Raw genomic sequence first — 16,554 nt, 5'->3', positions numbered from 1 at the left:
GTCGGCCCGCCGTGGTGAGCACCGAGGAGCTCTTCGCCGGCTCCCCCGAGGGGATGTCGATCCTCCAGGAGGTCGACCGGGCGGTCCGGGCCATCGGGCCGGCCGAGGTGAGGGTGTCCCGCAGCCAGGTCGCCTTCCGCCGCCGCCGGGGCTTCGCCTTCGTGTGGCGGCCCGGGCGCTACGTCCGCAGCGACGTGCCCGCCGTCCTCTCGGTCGTGCTGCCCGCCCGGGACCCCTCCGCCCGGTGGAAGGAGGTGGCCCACCCCTCCCCGAGGACGTGGATGCACCACCTCGAGCTGCGGTCCCCCGACGAGGTCGACGACGAGGTCGACGGATGGCTGGTCCGCGCCTACGAGGCCGCCGACTGAGTCCGGCCGGCGACGACCCGGTGCCGGTGGGAACAAACCCCGGGCCCGCCTCGTTGTCTCCTGTCGCGTGCCGGGCCGCGGCAGCCCCGGGCTCCAACATTCGCCGCTTCGAGCGGCCTCGCGCCGAGAGGCGCTCCCGGTCCGGCACGCACCACCCACCCCTCCGGTGGGCGGCGGCTCAGCCCGGCGGCCGGTGCCGCACGACGGCGACGACCTCGGCCCCGTCGCCGGCCCCCACCATCGTCAGGGCCAGCACCTCGCCCTTGTCGAGACCGACGTCGAGCAGGCGGGCCAGCATCCGGCGGTCGGTGCCGGGAAGGTCCGCCCCGGCGCGTCCCAGCAGGGCGCGCAGCAACGGACCCATGACCGGTCCGTGCGTGCAGACGGCGACCGGCTCCGCCGCGGCCAGGAGCCGGCGGAGGTGCTTGTCGACCTTCTCGGGCCGCTCTTCGAAGCCCTCCTCGGACAGACCCTTCTTGGCCACCAGCTCCACGCCGCGGGCGGTGCAGTAGGGGGCGACGGTGTCCGCGCACCGCACGGACGGGCTGGTGAGCACCCGCACCGGGGCGTAGGCGCCCAGGATGCCGGTCATCCGCGCGGCCCGGCGCACCCCCACCGGGCTCAGCGGACGCAGGGGGTCGGGCCCGGACCACCCGTTGCGCGGATGCGCGTGCGCGTGCCGGACGACGAGCAGCGGCCAGCTGGTCAGGCGTCGCCGACCGGCGAGGTCCACCAGGGCGTCCAGCTGGTCGCGGTCCCGCCCGTAGGTCAGCCGGCGGGCGGCCAGGGTCGGCGACATCCACCGCACCTCGTCGACCTCGTGCTCAAGCCGTCCCTCGCCGCCGACCACCTCCCCGGCCCAGTAGCGCACCACCTTGTCCTGGCCTCCGGCCAGGGCGTAGCGCGACTCCGGCAGCGGCCGGCCGAGCCGCACCCGCAGGCCGGTCTCCTCGAAGGTCTCGCGGGCCGCGGCGGTGGCGAAGTCCTCACCGGGGTCGAGCTTGCCCTTCGGCCAGGACCAGTCGTCGTACCGGGGTCGGTGCACCAGGGCGACCTGCAGCACCCCTTCGTGGACCCGGTGGGGCAGCACCCCCGCGGCCCGCACGAGCGGGACCCCGGCGCTCACGACCGGTCGGGCCCGGCGGCATACATGACGTCCACGGCCGACCGCTCGAAGTCGAGCCGGCCGTAGGTGGCGATCGCGGAGGCGTTGTCGCCGTCCACGTAGAGGGTGGCCACCTCGCACCCCACGTTGCGTAGGTGCTGCAGCCCCAGCAGGGTCACCGCCCGACCCAGCCCCCGGCCCTGGTAGTCGGGGTCGACGCCGACGACGTAGACCTCCCCGGTGGGCTGGCCGCCCGCCTGCGCGGGTTCCACCTTGGTCCAGTGGAAGGCCGCGATCCGGGCGTTGCCGTCGGGGTCGACGTCGGTGGTGTCCTCGACGACGAGGAAGCCCTGCGGGTCGAACCACGGCTCCTGCTCGCGTTCCCGCAGGTCGGTCAGGGTCATTCGGCCCTGCTCGGCGTGGTCGGCGAAGGCCCGGGCGTTGACCACCAGCCACGGCTCCTCGTCCTGGCCCACGACGAAGGGACGCACGGCGAAGCCCTCGGGCAGCTCGACGTGGTCGGGCAGGTCGCTCCACTCGCCCCGCAACGGCCGGCTCATCTGCCACAGCTCGCGGACGACGACCAGCTGGCGCGAGGTGTAGAGACGCCGGGCGTCCTGAAGGTCGCCGTGGCTCCACAGCCGCACGTCCGGCCAGCGTCGCAGCACGTGGTCCAGCAGCATCCCGCCCAGGCCGCGGCGCCGGTGCTCGGGGTCGACCACGAGCTCGGCGGAGGGATGGTCGGGGTCCCCGCAGTCGACGTGGCCGTAGGCCAGGACGCGGGGATTGGGCGTCCCCGGCACCTCCTGCGTGACCACCAGGTGCGTCGAGGTGGGCACCGTCACCTCGTCGGAGAACCGGCGGGCCTCGAGCACGGTCTGCTCGGAGAGCGGTCGGACGCCGTCGTGCTGGGCCGCGCGCACGGCGAGCGCGAGCACGTCGCCGGACAGGCGGGGCGGGAGGGTGGGCAGCTCCTCGACGGTGGGGCTCTGGCCAGACATGGGCTCAGTCTGGCACGGTCACCCGTCCTCGCCACCGCGCGGGCCGCTGAACCGGTAGCCCACGCCGCGGATGGTGCCGATGAGCGACTCGCGCTCGGGCCCGAGCTTGGCCCGCAGCCGGCGGATGTGGACGTCGACGGTGCGGGTGCCGCCGTAGTAGTCCATCCCCCAGACCTCCTGCAGGAGGGTGTCACGCGTGACCACCCGGCCTGGCCTGCCGACGAGGTAGCGCAGCAGCTCGAACTCCTTGTAGGTCAGGTCCAGCACCTGCCCGCCCGCCCGGACCGTCCAGCTGGCCTCGTCCACCACCACGTCCGCGACGCGGATGGCCTGCGGCTCGTCCGCGGACGGCGCCCGCCCGTGGGGTCCCGGCCCTCCGCCGTGCTCCGAGGGCCGGGTGCGCCCGCCGTCACCGGTCGGAGGGAGGGTATGCCGTCGCGCGAGCAGGAGGCGCACGCGGGCGGCGACCTCGGCGGGACCGGCCCCGGTGAGGACGAGGTCGTCCAGGGGCCAGCTGTCGTCGAGCAGGCCCAGGGCGGCGTCGGCGACGACGGCCAGCACGGGGGCCGGCAGCTCCAGGGCGGCCAGGGTGCGCAGGACGCCGTGGGCGGCGACCAGGTCGGTGACCGCGTCCACGACGACCAGTGCCGGCTCGCGGCCGGGGCGGGAGACCAGGGCGCCGACGTCCATCCCCAGGACGGTCACCCGGTGCGGCAGCAGGACCAGTCCGGGCGCCACCTGGGCCACCGCGGCGTCGGCCGGGGTGCGGGGCGTCAGGAGGACCAGGTCGGCCACGGGGCCCAGCCTAGTCGCGCTGGCCACCGTGCCCGGCCCGCACGGACCGCGTGCGGCAGGATGGGGGCATGCCTCCCGTGCCTGCGCGCCGCCCGCGGATCACGCCGTCGGCGCACGTGGCCGGGGCCGTGTCCACGGTGGCCGGGGTGCTGGCCCTGGCCGCGGCCGTGTCCCCGGCGGTGCTGACCTTCGCGCTCGCGGCGGCCGTGGTGGCGCTGGCCTGGGGGTGGGCCGGGGCGCTGGCGCTGCCGACGCCGCGGGGGTCGCTGGGCGTCATCGTCGTCGGCGGGCTGGCCCTCGTCCTGGCCGTGGGCACCCGAGCGGACCCGCCCTGGCTGGTGTGGGTCCCGGCCGCGCTGAGCATCTCGATGATCGCCGCGTTCGCCCACCAGCTGTTCCGCCGCGACGGGCGGCCCCGCCTCGTGGTGTCGGTCAGCTCGGTCGTGCTCGCGCTCACGCTGGTCGCCGTGGGGGTCCTGCTGGTCCCGCCCGCGCACACGGCCGACGGCACCGCCCTCGTGCTCGGTGCCCTGGCGGCGGCCGTGGCCTCCGCCGGCACCGACCTCCTGGGCCGCTGGCCCGGCCTGCGGGGCTGGCTGGTGCCGCTGGCGATGGTCGGCGGCGGGGCGGCCGCCGTGCTCGTCGCGCTCCTGCTCGACGTCCCGTGGACGACGTGGCTGCTCGTGGGCGTGGTCAGCGCCGCCCTCAGCCAGGCCGTGCGGGCGGTGCTGGCGCCGCTGCCGACCCTGGCCCTGCCCCGCCCCCGGCTGGTCACCGCGATCGCCTCCGTGCTCGTGGTCGGGGCCGTGCCCTACCTGGTCGCGCTGGCCCTCGTGCCCGACGCCGTCGCCTGAGCGGTCCGACGGCCCGACCGCCCGGACCCCTACCATGGGTGCGTGCCTATCGAGCTCGACCCCACCATGCACCCCGACCTGGCCCCCCTCGCCTGGATGATCGGCTCCTGGGCCGGTGCGGGGGTCGTCGGCTACCCCTCGATCGAGTCCCGCAACTTCGGCCAGGAGATCGACGTCACCCACGACGGCCGGCCCTTCCTCATGTGGACCTCCCGGGCCTGGCTGCTCGACGAGCACGGCAACAAGGTCAAGGAGGCGGCGGTCGAGACCGGGTTCTGGCGGCCGCAGGCCGACGGCGAGGTGGAGCTCGTGCTGGCGCACCCGACTGGCATCGTGGAGATGTACTACGGCCACACCCAGCCGGCCCGGGTCGAGCTGCGCACCGACGGCGTCATCCGCAGCCCGCACGCCAAGGAGTACACCGCGGCCCACCGGATGTACGGCTACGTCAACGGCAACATGATGTGGGTCATGGACATGGCGGCCACCGGTCACGCCCTGCAGTCGCACGTGTCCGCCGAGCTGCAGCGCGTCTGAGCGGGGGCGCCGCCCGCGGACCTCAGCCGCCGAAACCGGTCCGGGGGGAGACCGGGTCGGAGTAGGACTCCATCGTGTCGGTGCGCAGGTGCTCGCCGAGGGTGGCCATCTGGTCCTCGGCCATGAGCACGATGGACCCGGCGACCGGGTGCATGTCGATGCCCCGCCACGGACCCTGCCAGAAGTGGATGTCCCCGCCCCGCAGGCCGCGCAGCTCGAAGGCCAGGTTGCGCATGTCGCCCACGCGCAGGTCCTGGTCGACGGTGAGGTTGGTCGTGGCCGCGTCGACGAAGCTGGCCAGCCGGGCCGGGTTGGTCAAGGTCTCCCGGGAGAGCGCCTTGAGCATGACCGCCTTGACGAACTGCATCTGGCGCTCGCCGCGGGAGATGTCGCCCTGGCTCAGCGAGTAGCGCTCGCGGACGAACCGCAGGCCCTGCTCGCCGTCCATGTAGTGGGTCCCCACGTCGAAGCCGCCGCCGGCCTCGGTGACCTGGACGTTGACCCCGCCGATGGCGTCGGTCATCGCCTTGAAGCTCTCGAAGTTGACGATGACGACGTGGTCGATCGGCACACCGATGAGCGGCTGCAGCGTCTGGATGAGCAGGGGGGCGCCGCCGTAGGCGTAGGACGCGTTGATCTTGCTGCTGCCGCCCGTCCCGGCGATCGGGACGAACAGGTCGCGGGGGAAGTGCACGAGGTCGACCCGTTCGCGCTCGTCGTCGACGTGCGCGAGCACGATGACGTCGGACCGGCCGCGCTCGACGGACAGGTCGCGGCTGTCGCTGCCGATGATGAGGAAGTTCAGGGCGTCGCCGGCCTCGTCCGGCCGGGCCGGGACGCTGGCCTCGACCTCGACGCCGGTGACGTCGATCTCCTGGCCGTCGTCGCCGACGATGGGGGCGACCTCGTCGTCCACCTCGGCGACCTCCGGGTCGTTCTCGGCGTCGACCCTGCCCTCCCCGTCGGTGTCGCCCGTCTCGGACGGCTGCTCGCTGCCGTCGCCCTCCTCGTCGGCCCCGTCCTGCCCGGGGCGCTGGCCGCCGGAGACGTCGGGGGAGAGGGTGATGGTGGACCGGTCCTCGGCGACCAGGTCGTCGTGCTCGATGTTGCTCGAGACCGTGCGCTGCAGCCAGAACGCGTACCCGCCCAGCACGAGCACCCCCAGCAGCGCCACGAGCCCCACGACCGCGGTCAGCGCCCGCAGGGGACCGCCGCGACGGCGACGACGGGTCGGTGCGGTGTCGCCCCGGTCACGGGCGGAGCGGTCGGTGAACCCCATGGCGGGCAGTGTAGGACGCGGGACTGACAACCGGGGCCCACGGAGCCCGGTGACGTAGCGTGGCGGGGCGGAGCACTCCATACCCCCACCGAAGGAGCCGTGCCATGAGCGTGCTGCTCACCCGTCCCGGCGCCGTCGAGGCGACCGGGCCCGACGCCGGCGTGGCGTCCCACTACGGCAACCCCACCAAGGAGCAGCGCCTGCTGACCGAGGGGCTGGCGGTCGTCGACCTGTCCCACCGGGGCGTGGTCACCGTCACCGGGCCCGACCGGCTGTCCTGGCTGCACTCGCTGACCACCCAGCACCTGCTCGGCCTGGCGCCGCGCGCCTCGGCCGAGACCCTGGTCCTCTCGCCCAAGGGCCACGTGGAGCACGCGCTGCACGTGGTCGACGACGGGGAGACGACCTGGCTGACCACCGAGCCCGGGGCCGCCCCCGCGGTCGCGGCCTGGCTGGACTCGATGCGCTTCATGCTCCGGGTGGAGGTCGCCGACGTCACGGAGGGGTATGCCGTGCTCGGCGAGCCCGTGGGGGCCGGGTCGGCCCCCGGCGAGCCCCTCGCCTGGGTCGACCCGTGGCCCCGGGAGGTGGGCCAGACCTTCGCCTACGGACCGCCCGAGGACCAGCACCCCGCCCGGGGCCGCGCCTGGCGGGAGCTGCTCGTGCCCAGGGACGAGCTCGAGGCGGCCGTCGGCGGACGGCCGCTGGCCGGGACGTGGGCGGCCGAGGCGCTGCGCGTCGCCGCCTGGCGTCCCCGGGCCGGCGTCGACACCGACCACCGCTCCATCCCCCACGAGCTGGACTGGCTGCGCACCGCGGTGCACCTGCAGAAGGGCTGCTACCGCGGTCAGGAGACGGTCGCCCGGGTGAAGAACCTGGGCCGCCCCCCGCGCCGGATCGTCTTCCTGCACCTCGACGGGTCCGGGCACGTCCTGCCCGACCCCGGGACCGAGCTGGTGCCGGTGGAGGGCGGCCGTGCCGTGGGCACGCTGACCAGCGTCGCCCGGCACGCCGAGGAGGGCCCGATCGGGCTCGGCGTGGTCCGCTACGCCAGCGACCCCGAGGCCGTGCTCCTGGCGGGCGACGTCTCGGCCGCGCAGACCGCGATCGTGGTCCCGGAGAAGCCGGCCCGGCGCGAACGACCCTCCGCCCCGCGCCCGCCCGTGGCACGCTGAGGGACCGAGGACCCTACCCACCGAGGAGCGCACGACCATGCATGCGGAGCACTTCGACGAGCGGGCCGCCTCCTGGGACGACGACCCGGACAAGGTCCGGCGGGCCCACGAGGTGGCCGAGGCCGTGGCCGCCGCGGTCCCCCTGACCGGGGACGAGCGGATGCTGGAGTACGGCGCCGGCACGGGTCTGGTCTCCCAGGCGCTGCAGGACCGCGTCGGGCCGATCACCCTCGCCGACACCTCCGCCGGGATGCGGGCGGTGATGGCGGACAAGGTCGCCACGGGAGCCCTGCCGTCGGACGCCCGGGTGGTCGCCCTCGACGTGGAGATGCAGCAGGTGCCGCAGGAACGGTTCGACCTCGTCGTCGGCTCGCTCGTGCTGCACCACGTGCAGCAGCTGGACGCCGCGCTGGCGGCGCTGGCCGACCTGCTCACCCCCGGCGGGCACCTCGCGATCGCCGACCTCGACCAGGAGGACGGCTCCTTCCACCGGCACGACTTCGACGGGCACCACGGGTTCGACCGGGCCGAGCTCGCCGCCGACCTCGAGGCGGTCGGCCTCGTCGACGTGCGGGTGGAGGACTGCACCCGCATCGAGAAGGACGGTCGGGGCTACCAGGTCTTCCTGGCGACGGCCCGGCGGCCCCTGACCGGCTGACCGCCCGCCGCGTGCGCACGGTCGACGACCGGGAACGGCGGGCCAGGCTGGCCGTCCGGCACGCGCTCCACCCCGACCACCGGGTTCCCGACCCGGTGGCCGCGGCCCGGGCCATGACGGTGCTGCACGCGACCGAGGCCGCCACGGTGCACCTGGCGGTCCGGGCCAGGACCGACCCGGAGGCACCCCCGGCGCCCGAGGACGTCGACCGCGTGCTCGGCGAGGACCGGTCGCTGGTCAAGCAGCTGGCGATGCGCCGGACGCTGTTCGTCCTGCCGCGGGACCTGCTGCCCGCGGTGCTGGGCAGCGCGTCCGCGCGGGTCGCCCAGACCCAGCGCAGGGCGCTCGTGCGGGACGTGGAGCGGCACGGCGTCGCCCCGGACGGGGAGGCCTGGGTGGACCGTGCCCGCAGCGGGGTGCTCGACCGGCTGACCGGGGCTGCGCCGACGAATGCCCGCCAGCTGCGCGAGGAGCTGCCCGAGCTGGCCGGCCAGGTGGTCCACGCGCCCGGCAAGAGCTACGGCGGGGCTGCTCCGCTGGCGCCCCGGGTGCTCACCCTGCTGGGCGCCGAGGGGCTGGTCGTCCGTGGGCCGAACGCCGGTCACTGGCGGCTCAACCGGCCCACCTGGGTGCTCGCCGACGAGTGGCTCGGCGGGCAGGTGGAGCCGACCGGGACCGCGGAGGGGTATGCCGAGCTCGTCCGCCGCTGGCTGCGCACCTTCGGGCCGGGCACGCTCGAGGACCTCCAGTGGTGGCTGGGGTCCACCCGGACGGCGGCCCGCGCGGCGCTCGCCGCCGTCGACGCGGTGCCGGTCGCCCTCGACGACGGGTCGACGGCGTGGCTGCTCCCGGACGACCTCGACCCGGTGGGGCCGGTGGAGCCCTGGGCGGCCCTGCTGCCCACGCTCGACCCGACGACGATGGGCTGGAGGGGACGGGACTTCTACCTCGACGCCCGGCTGCGGCCCCTGCTGTTCGACACCAACGGCAACGCGGGCACCACGGCCTGGTGGGACGGCCGGGTCGTCGGGGCGTGGGTCCAGGACGACGAGGGCGTCGTGCAGGTGGTGGCCGCCCCCGGCGTCCGCCTGCCGGCCGAGGCCCGCAGGGCCCTGGACGTCGAGGCCGACCGGCTCACCCGGTGGCTGGACGGGGTCCGGGTCGGCACCGTCTACCCCTCGCCGCTGATGCGGCATGCCCGGCTGCCCTGACGGCGGCACCACCTCCACCCGCATCGATGCCGGCCCGGCCCGGCTGGCAGGATCGGCCCCATGCCTGCCCCGACCCTGATCACGGTGGCGCCCACGGGCGCCGAGACCGCCAAGGCCGACGTCCCCCAGCTCCCGACCACCCTCGAGGAGCTGGTCGAGACCGCGCGCCGGTGCGAGCAGGCCGGTGCCGGGCTCGTCCACGTGCACGTGCGGGACCCCGAGGACGGCCACCGCCCGACCCTGGACCCCGTCCGGCTGCGCGACACCGTCCAGGCGCTGCGCGAGTCGACCGACCTGGTCGTCCAGCTCTCGACCGGGGGCTCGGTCCACGACCCGCTGGAACGCCGCCTGACCGTCCTCGACGCGGAGCCGGACTCGTGCTCGCTGACCTGCGGCACCGTCAACTTCGGCGACGACGTGTTCCTCAACCCCTACCCCTTCATGAGCGAGCTCTACGTGCAGGCGCAGGAGCAGCAGGTGGTGCCGGAGTTCGAGCTGTTCGACCTGGGCCACGTCGCCGCGCTGCGCCGGCTGCTCGACCAGCACGGGCTGCCCTACGGCGGCAAGGTCCACGTCGACTTCGTCACCGGCGTGCCCGGCGGGATGCCCGGCACGGTCGAGGCGCTCGTCGCGGGCGTGCAGGCGCTGCCGGAGGAGGTGACCAGCTGGTCGGCCACCGGCATCGGCCGCGCCCACCTGCCGGTCGCCGCCGCGGCGCTGGCCATGGGCGGGCACCTGCGCGTGGGGATGGAGGACAACCTTCTGTATGCCCGGGGGCAGCAGGTGCAGCACAACGCCGAGCTGGTCGAGCGGGCCGCCGGGCTGGCCACGACGATGCAGCGGCCGCCGATGACCCCGGAGCAGACCCGCGAGCTGCTCGGCGTCAAGGACAGGAGGACCCGGTGAGCGGGCGCACGAGCACGGGGGGACCGAGCACCAGCCCGCTTGCCGACGCCCCGGTCGTGGCGGAGGTCGTGCGCAGCGGCTTCGTCGAGTCGGTCCACCACGGGATCGTCGTGGCCACCGCGGCGGACGGCGCGACCGTGCTGGCCCTCGGCCCGGTCCAGGCCCCCGTGCTGCCGCGCTCCTCGCTCAAGCCGCTCCAGGCGGTGGCGATGCTCCGCGCCGGGGCGGACCTGTCCGGCGAGCTGCTGGCGCTCGCCTGCGCCAGCCACTCCGGGGAGGAGATCCACCAGCAGGGTGCGCTGGCGACCCTGCGCTCGGCGGGGCTGGACGAGGACGCCCTGCAGAACACCCCCGACCTGCCGCTCGACCCCGACGTGCGTGGTCGGTGGCTTGCCGCCGGTCGGGCCCCGACGTCGTTGGCGCAGAACTGCTCCGGCAAGCACGCCGGCATGCTGGCCGCCTGCGTGGCCGCGGGCTGGGACCCGAGCACCTACCGGGACCCGCAGCACCCGCTGCAGCGGCTGACGGTGGAGACCGTCGAGGAGCTGACCGGCGAACGGGTCGCGGCCGTGACCGTCGACGGCTGCGGCGCGCCCGCCCTGGCGGTGAGCCCGGCCGGGCTGGCCAGGGCCTTCGGCCGGATCGCCGCCGCCGACCCGGGCACGCCCGAGGGCCGCGTCGCCGACGCCGTCCGGGCCCACCCGCGCCACCTGGGCGGGACCGGCCGCGACGTCACCCTGCTCGTCGGGGGCGTCCCCGGGTTGATCGCCAAGGACGGCGCCGAGTCGGTCTACGCCGTGGGCCTGGCCGACGGGCACGGGGTGGTCGTCAAGATCACCGACGGGGCCGAGCGGGCCCGCGTGGTCGTGACCACCGCCGTGCTGCGCCGGCTCGGGGTCGGCCGGGACGACGCGCAGGTCGCGGCCCTGCTCGACCAGCTCGACGCCCGCGCGGTCGTCCGCGGGCACGGCGACGTCGTGGGCGGGGTCCGGGCCGTGGGGATCGCGTGAGGGCGGTCCTCCAGCGGGTCACCCGTGCCCAGGTCGTCGTCGAGGGGGAGGTCGTCGGGGCGATCGGGCCTGGCCTGGTCGCGCTCGTGGCCGCCACCCACGACGACGGCCCGGCGGAGGTGGAGCGGATGGGCCGCAAGATCGCCGAGCTGCGGATCCTGCGCGACGAGCGGTCCGTCGTCGACGTCGGGGCGGCCGTCCTCGTCGTCAGCCAGTTCACGCTCTACGGACAGACCCGCAAGGGCCGTCGCCCGTCCTGGGGGGACGCCGCTCCCGGTGAGGTCGCCGAGCCGCTCGTCGAGGCGGTCGTCGCGGACCTGCGCGGCCGGGGCGTGGAGGTGGCCACCGGTGTCTTCGGCGCGACGATGCAGGTGGAGCTGGTCAACGACGGTCCGTTCACGGTCGTCGTCGACACCTGAGGCGGGGCCTGACCGGGCGCGCGGTCCAGCCCACCCCCAGCCGCACCGCATACGCTGGGCCCATGCCTGCCATCTACACGGCCCAGGACCTGCTCATGACCGTCATCGGCGTGGGCGTCCTCGCCATGATGGTCTGGGCCCTCGTGGACGCCGCACGCACCCGTCCCGACGCCTTCGTGGCCGCGGGCAAGCGGACCAAGACGTTCTGGCTGCTCGTCACCGGCGGGGCCACGGCCGTCGGGTTCATCTTCATGTTCAGCCCGTTCAACATCTTCAACCTGGTGGCCATCGTCGCGGCCGGGGTCTACCACGCCGACGTCCGGCCGGCACTGCGGTCGGTCCAGCAGCGCGGCGGCGGCTCGGGGTCCCACATGGGTCCTTACGGCCCCTGGTGACCACCCGCCCCGGCGCGCCCCGGACCACCCTCCTCGACGGCCCGGAGGGACCCCTGGAGGTGCTGAGCACCGGCCGGGGGAGCCCGTCCACGGTGTTCGCGCACGGCGCGGGCGGCTCGATCGCCACCACCCGTCCCTACGCCGGGAAGGTCGCCGGGACGCGCACCTTCGTCCACCAGCGCGGCCACGGCCGCTCGCACCGGCCGTCCGGCACCGGGTGGGGGTATGCCGACCTGGCGGCCGACCTGTGGGCGGTCGCCGGGGCGGTCGGTGCGGACCGGGCGCTGGGGGTCAGCATGGGGGCAGGAGCCCTCCTGGCCGGCCTGGCCGAGGACCCCGACCGGTTCGACCGGGTGGTCCTCGTGCTGCCCGCCGTCCTCGACCGGGTGCGGGACGACGCGGCGACCGCCCGCCTCGGCCACCTCGCCGACCTCGTCGACGCCGGGCACGTGGACGCGGTCGCCGCCCACCTGCTCGCCGACCAGCCGGCGCCGGTGCGGACCGACCCGGCGGTGGTGCGCTGGTCGCGCGACCGGGCCGAGGAGCTCGTCGGCAGCGGCGTGCCCGCGGTGCTCCGGGTCCTCGTCGACCGGGTCCCCGTCCCGGACCCCGCCCTGCTGGGGCGCGTCCCCTGCCCGGTGCTCGTGCTCGGGCAGGAGGGCGACGCGCTCCACCCGGCGTCCGTCGCGCGGCAGGTGGCGGCGCTGCTGCCGCGCTCGGTGCTGCACCTGTCCGGCCCCGGTGGCATCATGTGGGAGCACCGCGGGCGCACCCGTGACCTCGTCGGTGAGTTCCTCTCGGCGACCTGAGAGGGAGCAGGAGGCACGACGGCCGGAGGGGAGCCCGGCGACGTGCGGCGCAGAGAGGCCGGAAGAGGAATGCCAGGGACAGGGACGACAGGGTCAGGCACGGCGGGACCGCCGGAGGGCCACGACGGCGGGTCGGAGCGGGCCGCGGACGTGCAGCGGGACCGGACCCGGGGCATCCTCGTCGAGGAGCGCCCGTGGGGGAGGTTCCAGCAGTTCACGACCGGCGAGCCCGTCACGGTCAAGGTCATCTCGGTCGAGCCCGGCCACCGGCTGTCCCTCCAGCGGCACGCCCACCGCTCGGAGATGTGGCACGTGGTCGACGGTCCGGTCGAGGTGACGGTGGGGGAGCGGAGCTGGTCGGTGGCCCCGGGCGAGCAGGTGTGGGTGCCGGCCGGGGCGACGCACCGCCTCGGCAACCCCGGCGACCGGACGGCCCGCGTGCTCGAGATGGCCTTCGGCCACTTCGACGAGGCCGACATCGAGCGGTTGGAGGACGACTACACCCGGGGCTGAGCCGGCGCGACCGAGGGCCACGCGACCGTGAGCTCGCCCAGCCGCCACCGGGCCGGGCCGCCCACGACCGGCCAGCCGCGGTCGGCCAGCTCCCGCACCGTCGCGACGAACCGCTGCCGGGCCCCGTAGCCCCCCAGCGGGGCGTGCCGGGCCCAGGCCCGGTCCAGGTCCGTCATCAGCGCGTGCACCGGTTCACCGGGCACGTTGCGGTGGATGAGCACCTTCGGGAGACGCTCGGCCACGACCGAGGGCCGCTCGAGCCCGGCCAGCCGCCAGGCCAGCGTGAGCGTGCGCGGCGCCGGCAGACCGTCCTCGCCCCGGCGCACGTCCACCCAGGCGGCCAGCCGCCCCAGCTCGTCGCAGGTGCCCTCGACCAGGGCACCGCCGGGCACGAGGCGGGCCACCATGCGGGTCCAGGCGTCGACGACCTGCGCCTCGTCGTACTGCCGCAGGACGTTGAGGGCCCGCACGAGCACCACCGGGCTCCCGTCGGGCACCGGCACCTCGAACCCGCCGAGCACGAAGTCGACGGCCGGGGGGTCGGCCACGGCCAGACCCCGGTCCACCCGGGCCGGGTCGATCTCCACGCCCAGCACGCGGACGTCGGCCCGGACCCGACGCAGGCGCGCGGCCAGCTCCAGCACGGTCACCGGGGAGGCGCCGTAGCCCAGGTCCACGACGAGCGGCGGTGCGACCGGTCCGCGCACGAGCGGTGCCATCGTGGCGGCGGTCCACCGGTCGACCCGGCGCAGGCGGTTGGGGTTGGTGGTCCCGCGGGTGATGCTGCCGACGGGACGAGCTGCCACGGTGCCAGGGTATGCCTGGACAGGCGTGGGACACTGGGCCGATGACCAGTGCGGACTCCTCCGGACGCCCTGACGGGGGCCTGACCCGGGTGGCGATGCTGACGGTGCACACCTCCCCGCTGGAGCGGCCGGGCACCGGGGACGCCGGGGGGCTGAACGTCTACGTCGTCGAGACCGCGACCCGGCTGGCCGCCCGCGGGGTGGCCGTCGACATCTTCACCCGGGCCACCAGCGGGGCCCAGGGGGAGGCGGTCCAGCTGGCGCCGGGCGTGGTGGTCCACCACGTGGTCGCCGGCCCGCTGGAGGGCCTGGGCAAGGAGGACCTGCCGGGCCAGCTGTGCGCCTTCACCGCGGCGACCTCCCACCACGTGGCCCAGCACCCGGAGGACCACCACGACCTCATCCACGCCCACTACTGGCTCTCGGGGCAGGTGGGCTGGCTGGCCTCGGAGCGCTTCGACGTCCCGCTCGTGCACACGATGCACACCATGGCCAAGGTCAAGAACGAGGCGCTGGCGGAGGGGGACGACCCGGAGCCGCGCGGCCGCGTGATCGGGGAGGAGCAGGTGGTGGCCATCGCCGACGCCCTCGTGGCCAACACCCCCGAGGAGGCCCGGCAGCTGGTCGACCTCTACGACGCCGACCCGGCCACGGTCCACGTCGTCACCCCCGGGGTGGCGCTGGAGACCTTCCGCCCCGGCCCCCAGGACGAGGCCCGTCGGCGGGTCGGCCTGCCCGGCGACGCCGTCGTCCTGCTGTTCGTGGGCCGCATCCAGCCGCTCAAGGCCCCCGACGTGCTCCTGCGGGCCGCCGCCGCGCTGCTGCGGCGACGGCCCGGGCTGCGGGACCGTCTGGTCGTGGCGGTCCTCGGTGGGCTGTCCGGCTCGGGCGTGACCCGCCCGGACCTGGTCCAGCGGGTCGTCGACGAGGAAGGGCTCGAGGACGTGGTGCGCATGGGCCCGCCGGTCTCCCGGGAGGAGCTGGCGGACTGGTACCGCGCGGCCGACGTCGTGGCCGTGCCGTCCTACAACGAGTCGTTCGGCCTCGTCGCGGTCGAGGCCCTGGCGTGCGGCACCCCGGTCGTGGCCGCGGACGTGGGCGGACTGCCCGTCGCGGTCGGGAACGCGGGCGTCCTCGTCGAGGGGCACGACCCGGCCGGGTGGGCCGACGCCCTCGCGACGACGCTCGACACGCTCGCGGTCCCGGCGGAACGGCAGGCCTGGCGGAACCGGGCCGTCGAGCACGCCTCCGGGTTCTCGTGGGAGGTCACCGTCGACCGGCTGGTCGAGGTCTACGCCGGGGCGGTCGCCGCGCGGCGCGGCGCGGGACGGGGGGTCGCATGAGCCGGCCCACCGCCGCGGACCCGGTCGACCACCTGCGGCTGCTGCTCGACCGGGTGGGTGCCGACTGGGAGGAGGGCACCCGCCCGGGCGAGACGGTGGTCACCCTGCCCGGGGAGCACAAGCTGCGCACGGTGGTGTCCCTCCTCGTCGGGGAGCGGGCGATGGAGCTGCGTGCCTTCGTCATCCGCAACCCGGACGAGAACCACGAGGAGTTCTACCGCCACCTGCTGCGGCGGGCGCTGCGCCTGCCCGGGCTCGGGTATGCCGTGGACGCCGTCGGCGACGTCTACGTCACCGGGCGGACGCCGTTGGCCGGGATCGACGAGGCGGCCGTCGACGAGCTGCTCGGCGCGGTCCTGGCGGCCTGCGACGACCCCTTCGACGACCTGCTGCGGCTGGGCTTCTGGACCTCGATCCGGCGGGAGTGGGCGTGGCGCCGGTCCCGCGGTGAGTCCACCGCCAACCTCGCGGCGTTCCGGGCCGAGCTCGAGGCGCTGGAGGACGAGTCGGAGGAGCCGCCCGCCCCCGGTGCCGGGGGGCGGACCCCCCAGTAGGGTGGGGGCATGAGCGACGTCGCGCACACCCTCGTCCTGCTCCGCCACGGCGAGAGCGAGTGGAACGCCAAGAACCTGTTCACCGGCTGGGTGGACGTGGACCTCACCGACAAGGGCCGTCAGGAGGCCCGCCGGGCCGGCGAGCTGATGGCCGCCGAGGAGCTGCTCCCGGACATCCTGCACACCTCGCTCCTGCGCAGGGCGATCACCACGGCCAACACGGCCCTCGACGTCGCCGACCGCCACTGGATCCCGGTGCGGCGGTCCTGGCGGCTCAACGAGCGTCACTACGGGGCCCTGCAGGGGCTGGACAAGGCGGAGACGCGGGAGAAGTACGGCGAGGAGCAGTTCATGCTCTGGCGGCGCAGCTTCGACACCCCCCCGCCGCCGATCGAGGCCGACTCGGAGTTCTCCCAGGCCGGGGACCCCCGCTACGCCGACGCGGACGGGCCGATCCCGGAGACGGAGTGCCTCAAGGACGTCATCGGCCGGATGCTGCCCTACTGGGACTCCTCGATCGTCCCCGACCTGCGGGCGGGCAGGGTCGTGCTCGTCGCCGCGCACGGCAACAGCCTGCGGGCCCTGGTCAAGCACCTCGACGGGATCAGCGACGACGACATCGTCGGGCTGAACATCCCCACCGGCATCCCGCTGCTGTACGAGCTCGACGCCGACCTCGAGCCGGTCACCCGGGGCGGACGCTACCTGGACCCCGACGCGGCCGCGGCCGCGATCGAGCAGGTCGCCAACCAGGGCAGGGCCAAGGCCTGAGCGGCCGTGCCGGGCCGGCGACGGGGCCCCTCGGTCCCGTCGCCC

20 protein-coding genes are annotated in these 16,554 nt (G+C 75.5%); 15 read left to right on the top strand and 5 right to left on the bottom strand.

Features of this window, described 5'->3' with window-relative positions; translation table 11 throughout:
- Positions 1–11 precede the first annotated feature (11 nt).
- Entirely contained in the window at positions 12–368 is a 357-nt protein-coding gene (locus tag FJR00_RS09450) for a DUF5655 domain-containing protein (protein WP_238330411.1), read from the top strand.
- Positions 369–546: 178 nt separating this feature from the next.
- On the opposite strand, the gene FJR00_RS09445 is transcribed toward FJR00_RS09450, so the two are convergent.
- The 3 genes from FJR00_RS09445 to FJR00_RS09435 are packed head-to-tail and all read right to left on the bottom strand — an operon-like array spanning position 547 to position 3,269.
- Complete coding sequence (locus FJR00_RS09445; RefSeq protein WP_141338488.1) at positions 547–1,494, bottom strand: NUDIX hydrolase; 948 nt, start codon at positions 1,492–1,494, stop codon at positions 547–549.
- Positions 1,491–2,474 (bottom strand): mycothiol synthase, encoded by a 984-nt coding sequence (gene mshD / locus FJR00_RS09440; RefSeq protein ID WP_141338487.1) that lies wholly within the window; start codon positions 2,472–2,474, stop codon positions 1,491–1,493. The genes FJR00_RS09445 and mshD overlap by 4 nt, the downstream gene beginning before the upstream one ends.
- A gap of 18 nt (positions 2,475–2,492) precedes the next feature.
- A complete protein-coding gene (locus FJR00_RS09435) occupies positions 2,493–3,269 on the bottom strand; it encodes a winged helix-turn-helix transcriptional regulator (protein ID WP_141338486.1) in 777 nt (258 codons plus the stop codon).
- A 68-nt stretch (positions 3,270–3,337) separates the two neighbouring features.
- Between FJR00_RS09435 and FJR00_RS09430 the strand changes: the two genes are divergently transcribed.
- Entirely contained in the window at positions 3,338–4,123 is a 786-nt protein-coding gene (locus FJR00_RS09430; protein ID WP_141338485.1) for a hypothetical protein, read from the top strand.
- Positions 4,124–4,165: 42 nt separating this feature from the next.
- Positions 4,166–4,660 carry a heme-binding beta-barrel domain-containing protein gene (locus tag FJR00_RS09425; RefSeq protein ID WP_141338484.1) on the top strand — a complete coding sequence of 165 codons (495 nt, stop codon included), beginning with the start codon at positions 4,166–4,168 and terminating at the stop codon, positions 4,658–4,660.
- A 22-nt stretch (positions 4,661–4,682) separates the two neighbouring features.
- Here FJR00_RS09425 and FJR00_RS09420 read toward each other — a convergent pair whose 3' ends face one another.
- Complete coding sequence (locus tag FJR00_RS09420; RefSeq protein WP_181409570.1) at positions 4,683–5,939, bottom strand: LCP family protein; 1,257 nt, start codon at positions 5,937–5,939, stop codon at positions 4,683–4,685.
- A gap of 104 nt (positions 5,940–6,043) precedes the next feature.
- On the opposite strand from FJR00_RS09420, the gene ygfZ reads away from it, so the two are divergent.
- The 9 genes from ygfZ (at position 6,044) to FJR00_RS09370 (ending at position 13,035) form a co-directional block, all read left to right on the top strand.
- The gene (gene ygfZ, locus FJR00_RS09410) at positions 6,044–7,114 is read left to right on the top strand and encodes a CAF17-like 4Fe-4S cluster assembly/insertion protein YgfZ (RefSeq protein ID WP_141338483.1); all 1,071 of its coding nucleotides are present in this window, start codon (positions 6,044–6,046) and stop codon (positions 7,112–7,114) included.
- Between the two features lie 37 nt (positions 7,115–7,151).
- Positions 7,152–7,772, top strand: a complete 621-nt coding sequence (locus tag FJR00_RS09405; RefSeq protein ID WP_141338482.1) for a methyltransferase domain-containing protein — start codon at positions 7,152–7,154, stop codon at positions 7,770–7,772.
- 11 nt (positions 7,773–7,783) lie between these two features.
- On the top strand, positions 7,784–8,983 hold the full coding sequence (locus FJR00_RS09400; protein WP_141338481.1) for a winged helix DNA-binding domain-containing protein: 1,200 nt from the start codon (positions 7,784–7,786) through the stop codon (positions 8,981–8,983).
- Positions 8,984–9,043: 60 nt separating this feature from the next.
- Positions 9,044–9,889, top strand: coding sequence for a beta-keto acid cleavage family enzyme (locus FJR00_RS09395; protein ID WP_075957118.1), 846 nt, complete (start codon positions 9,044–9,046; stop codon positions 9,887–9,889).
- Entirely contained in the window at positions 9,886–10,899 is a 1,014-nt protein-coding gene (locus FJR00_RS09390) for an asparaginase (RefSeq protein WP_141338480.1), read from the top strand. Before FJR00_RS09395 ends, FJR00_RS09390 begins: the two co-directional genes overlap by 4 nt.
- Complete coding sequence (gene dtd, locus FJR00_RS09385; RefSeq protein WP_075957116.1) at positions 10,896–11,318, top strand: D-aminoacyl-tRNA deacylase; 423 nt, start codon at positions 10,896–10,898, stop codon at positions 11,316–11,318. Before FJR00_RS09390 ends, dtd begins: the two co-directional genes overlap by 4 nt.
- A gap of 62 nt (positions 11,319–11,380) precedes the next feature.
- Positions 11,381–11,713, top strand: coding sequence for a DUF2516 family protein (locus FJR00_RS09380; RefSeq protein WP_075957115.1), 333 nt, complete (start codon positions 11,381–11,383; stop codon positions 11,711–11,713).
- The gene (locus FJR00_RS09375; protein WP_141338479.1) at positions 11,710–12,522 is read left to right on the top strand and encodes an alpha/beta fold hydrolase; all 813 of its coding nucleotides are present in this window, start codon (positions 11,710–11,712) and stop codon (positions 12,520–12,522) included. Before FJR00_RS09380 ends, FJR00_RS09375 begins: the two co-directional genes overlap by 4 nt.
- A gap of 150 nt (positions 12,523–12,672) precedes the next feature.
- A complete protein-coding gene (locus tag FJR00_RS09370) occupies positions 12,673–13,035 on the top strand; it encodes a phosphomannose isomerase type II C-terminal cupin domain (RefSeq protein WP_075957114.1) in 363 nt (120 codons plus the stop codon).
- On the opposite strand, the gene FJR00_RS09365 is transcribed toward FJR00_RS09370, so the two are convergent.
- Positions 13,020–13,841 (bottom strand): class I SAM-dependent methyltransferase, encoded by an 822-nt coding sequence (locus tag FJR00_RS09365; RefSeq protein WP_141338477.1) that lies wholly within the window; start codon positions 13,839–13,841, stop codon positions 13,020–13,022. The genes FJR00_RS09370 and FJR00_RS09365 overlap by 16 nt on opposite strands.
- A 41-nt stretch (positions 13,842–13,882) precedes the next feature.
- On the opposite strand from FJR00_RS09365, the gene mshA reads away from it, so the two are divergent.
- The 3 genes from mshA to FJR00_RS09350 are packed head-to-tail and all read left to right on the top strand — an operon-like array spanning position 13,883 to position 16,509.
- Positions 13,883–15,184 (top strand): D-inositol-3-phosphate glycosyltransferase, encoded by a 1,302-nt coding sequence (gene mshA, locus FJR00_RS09360; protein ID WP_141338476.1) that lies wholly within the window; start codon positions 13,883–13,885, stop codon positions 15,182–15,184.
- Complete coding sequence (locus FJR00_RS09355) at positions 15,181–15,738, top strand: YbjN domain-containing protein (RefSeq protein ID WP_141338475.1); 558 nt, start codon at positions 15,181–15,183, stop codon at positions 15,736–15,738. Before mshA ends, FJR00_RS09355 begins: the two co-directional genes overlap by 4 nt.
- 9 nt (positions 15,739–15,747) lie before the next feature.
- On the top strand, positions 15,748–16,509 hold the full coding sequence (locus FJR00_RS09350) for a phosphoglyceromutase (RefSeq protein WP_141338474.1): 762 nt from the start codon (positions 15,748–15,750) through the stop codon (positions 16,507–16,509).
- Positions 16,510–16,554: the final 45 nt, after the last annotated feature.

It is taken from the genome of Ornithinimicrobium kibberense, from assembly GCF_006519705.1.
Taxonomy (GTDB): Bacteria; Actinomycetota; Actinomycetes; order Actinomycetales; family Dermatophilaceae; genus Ornithinicoccus; species Ornithinicoccus kibberensis.
The sequence above is the reverse complement of the archived record's forward strand: the minus strand, read 5'-3'. Positions and strand labels throughout refer to the sequence as shown.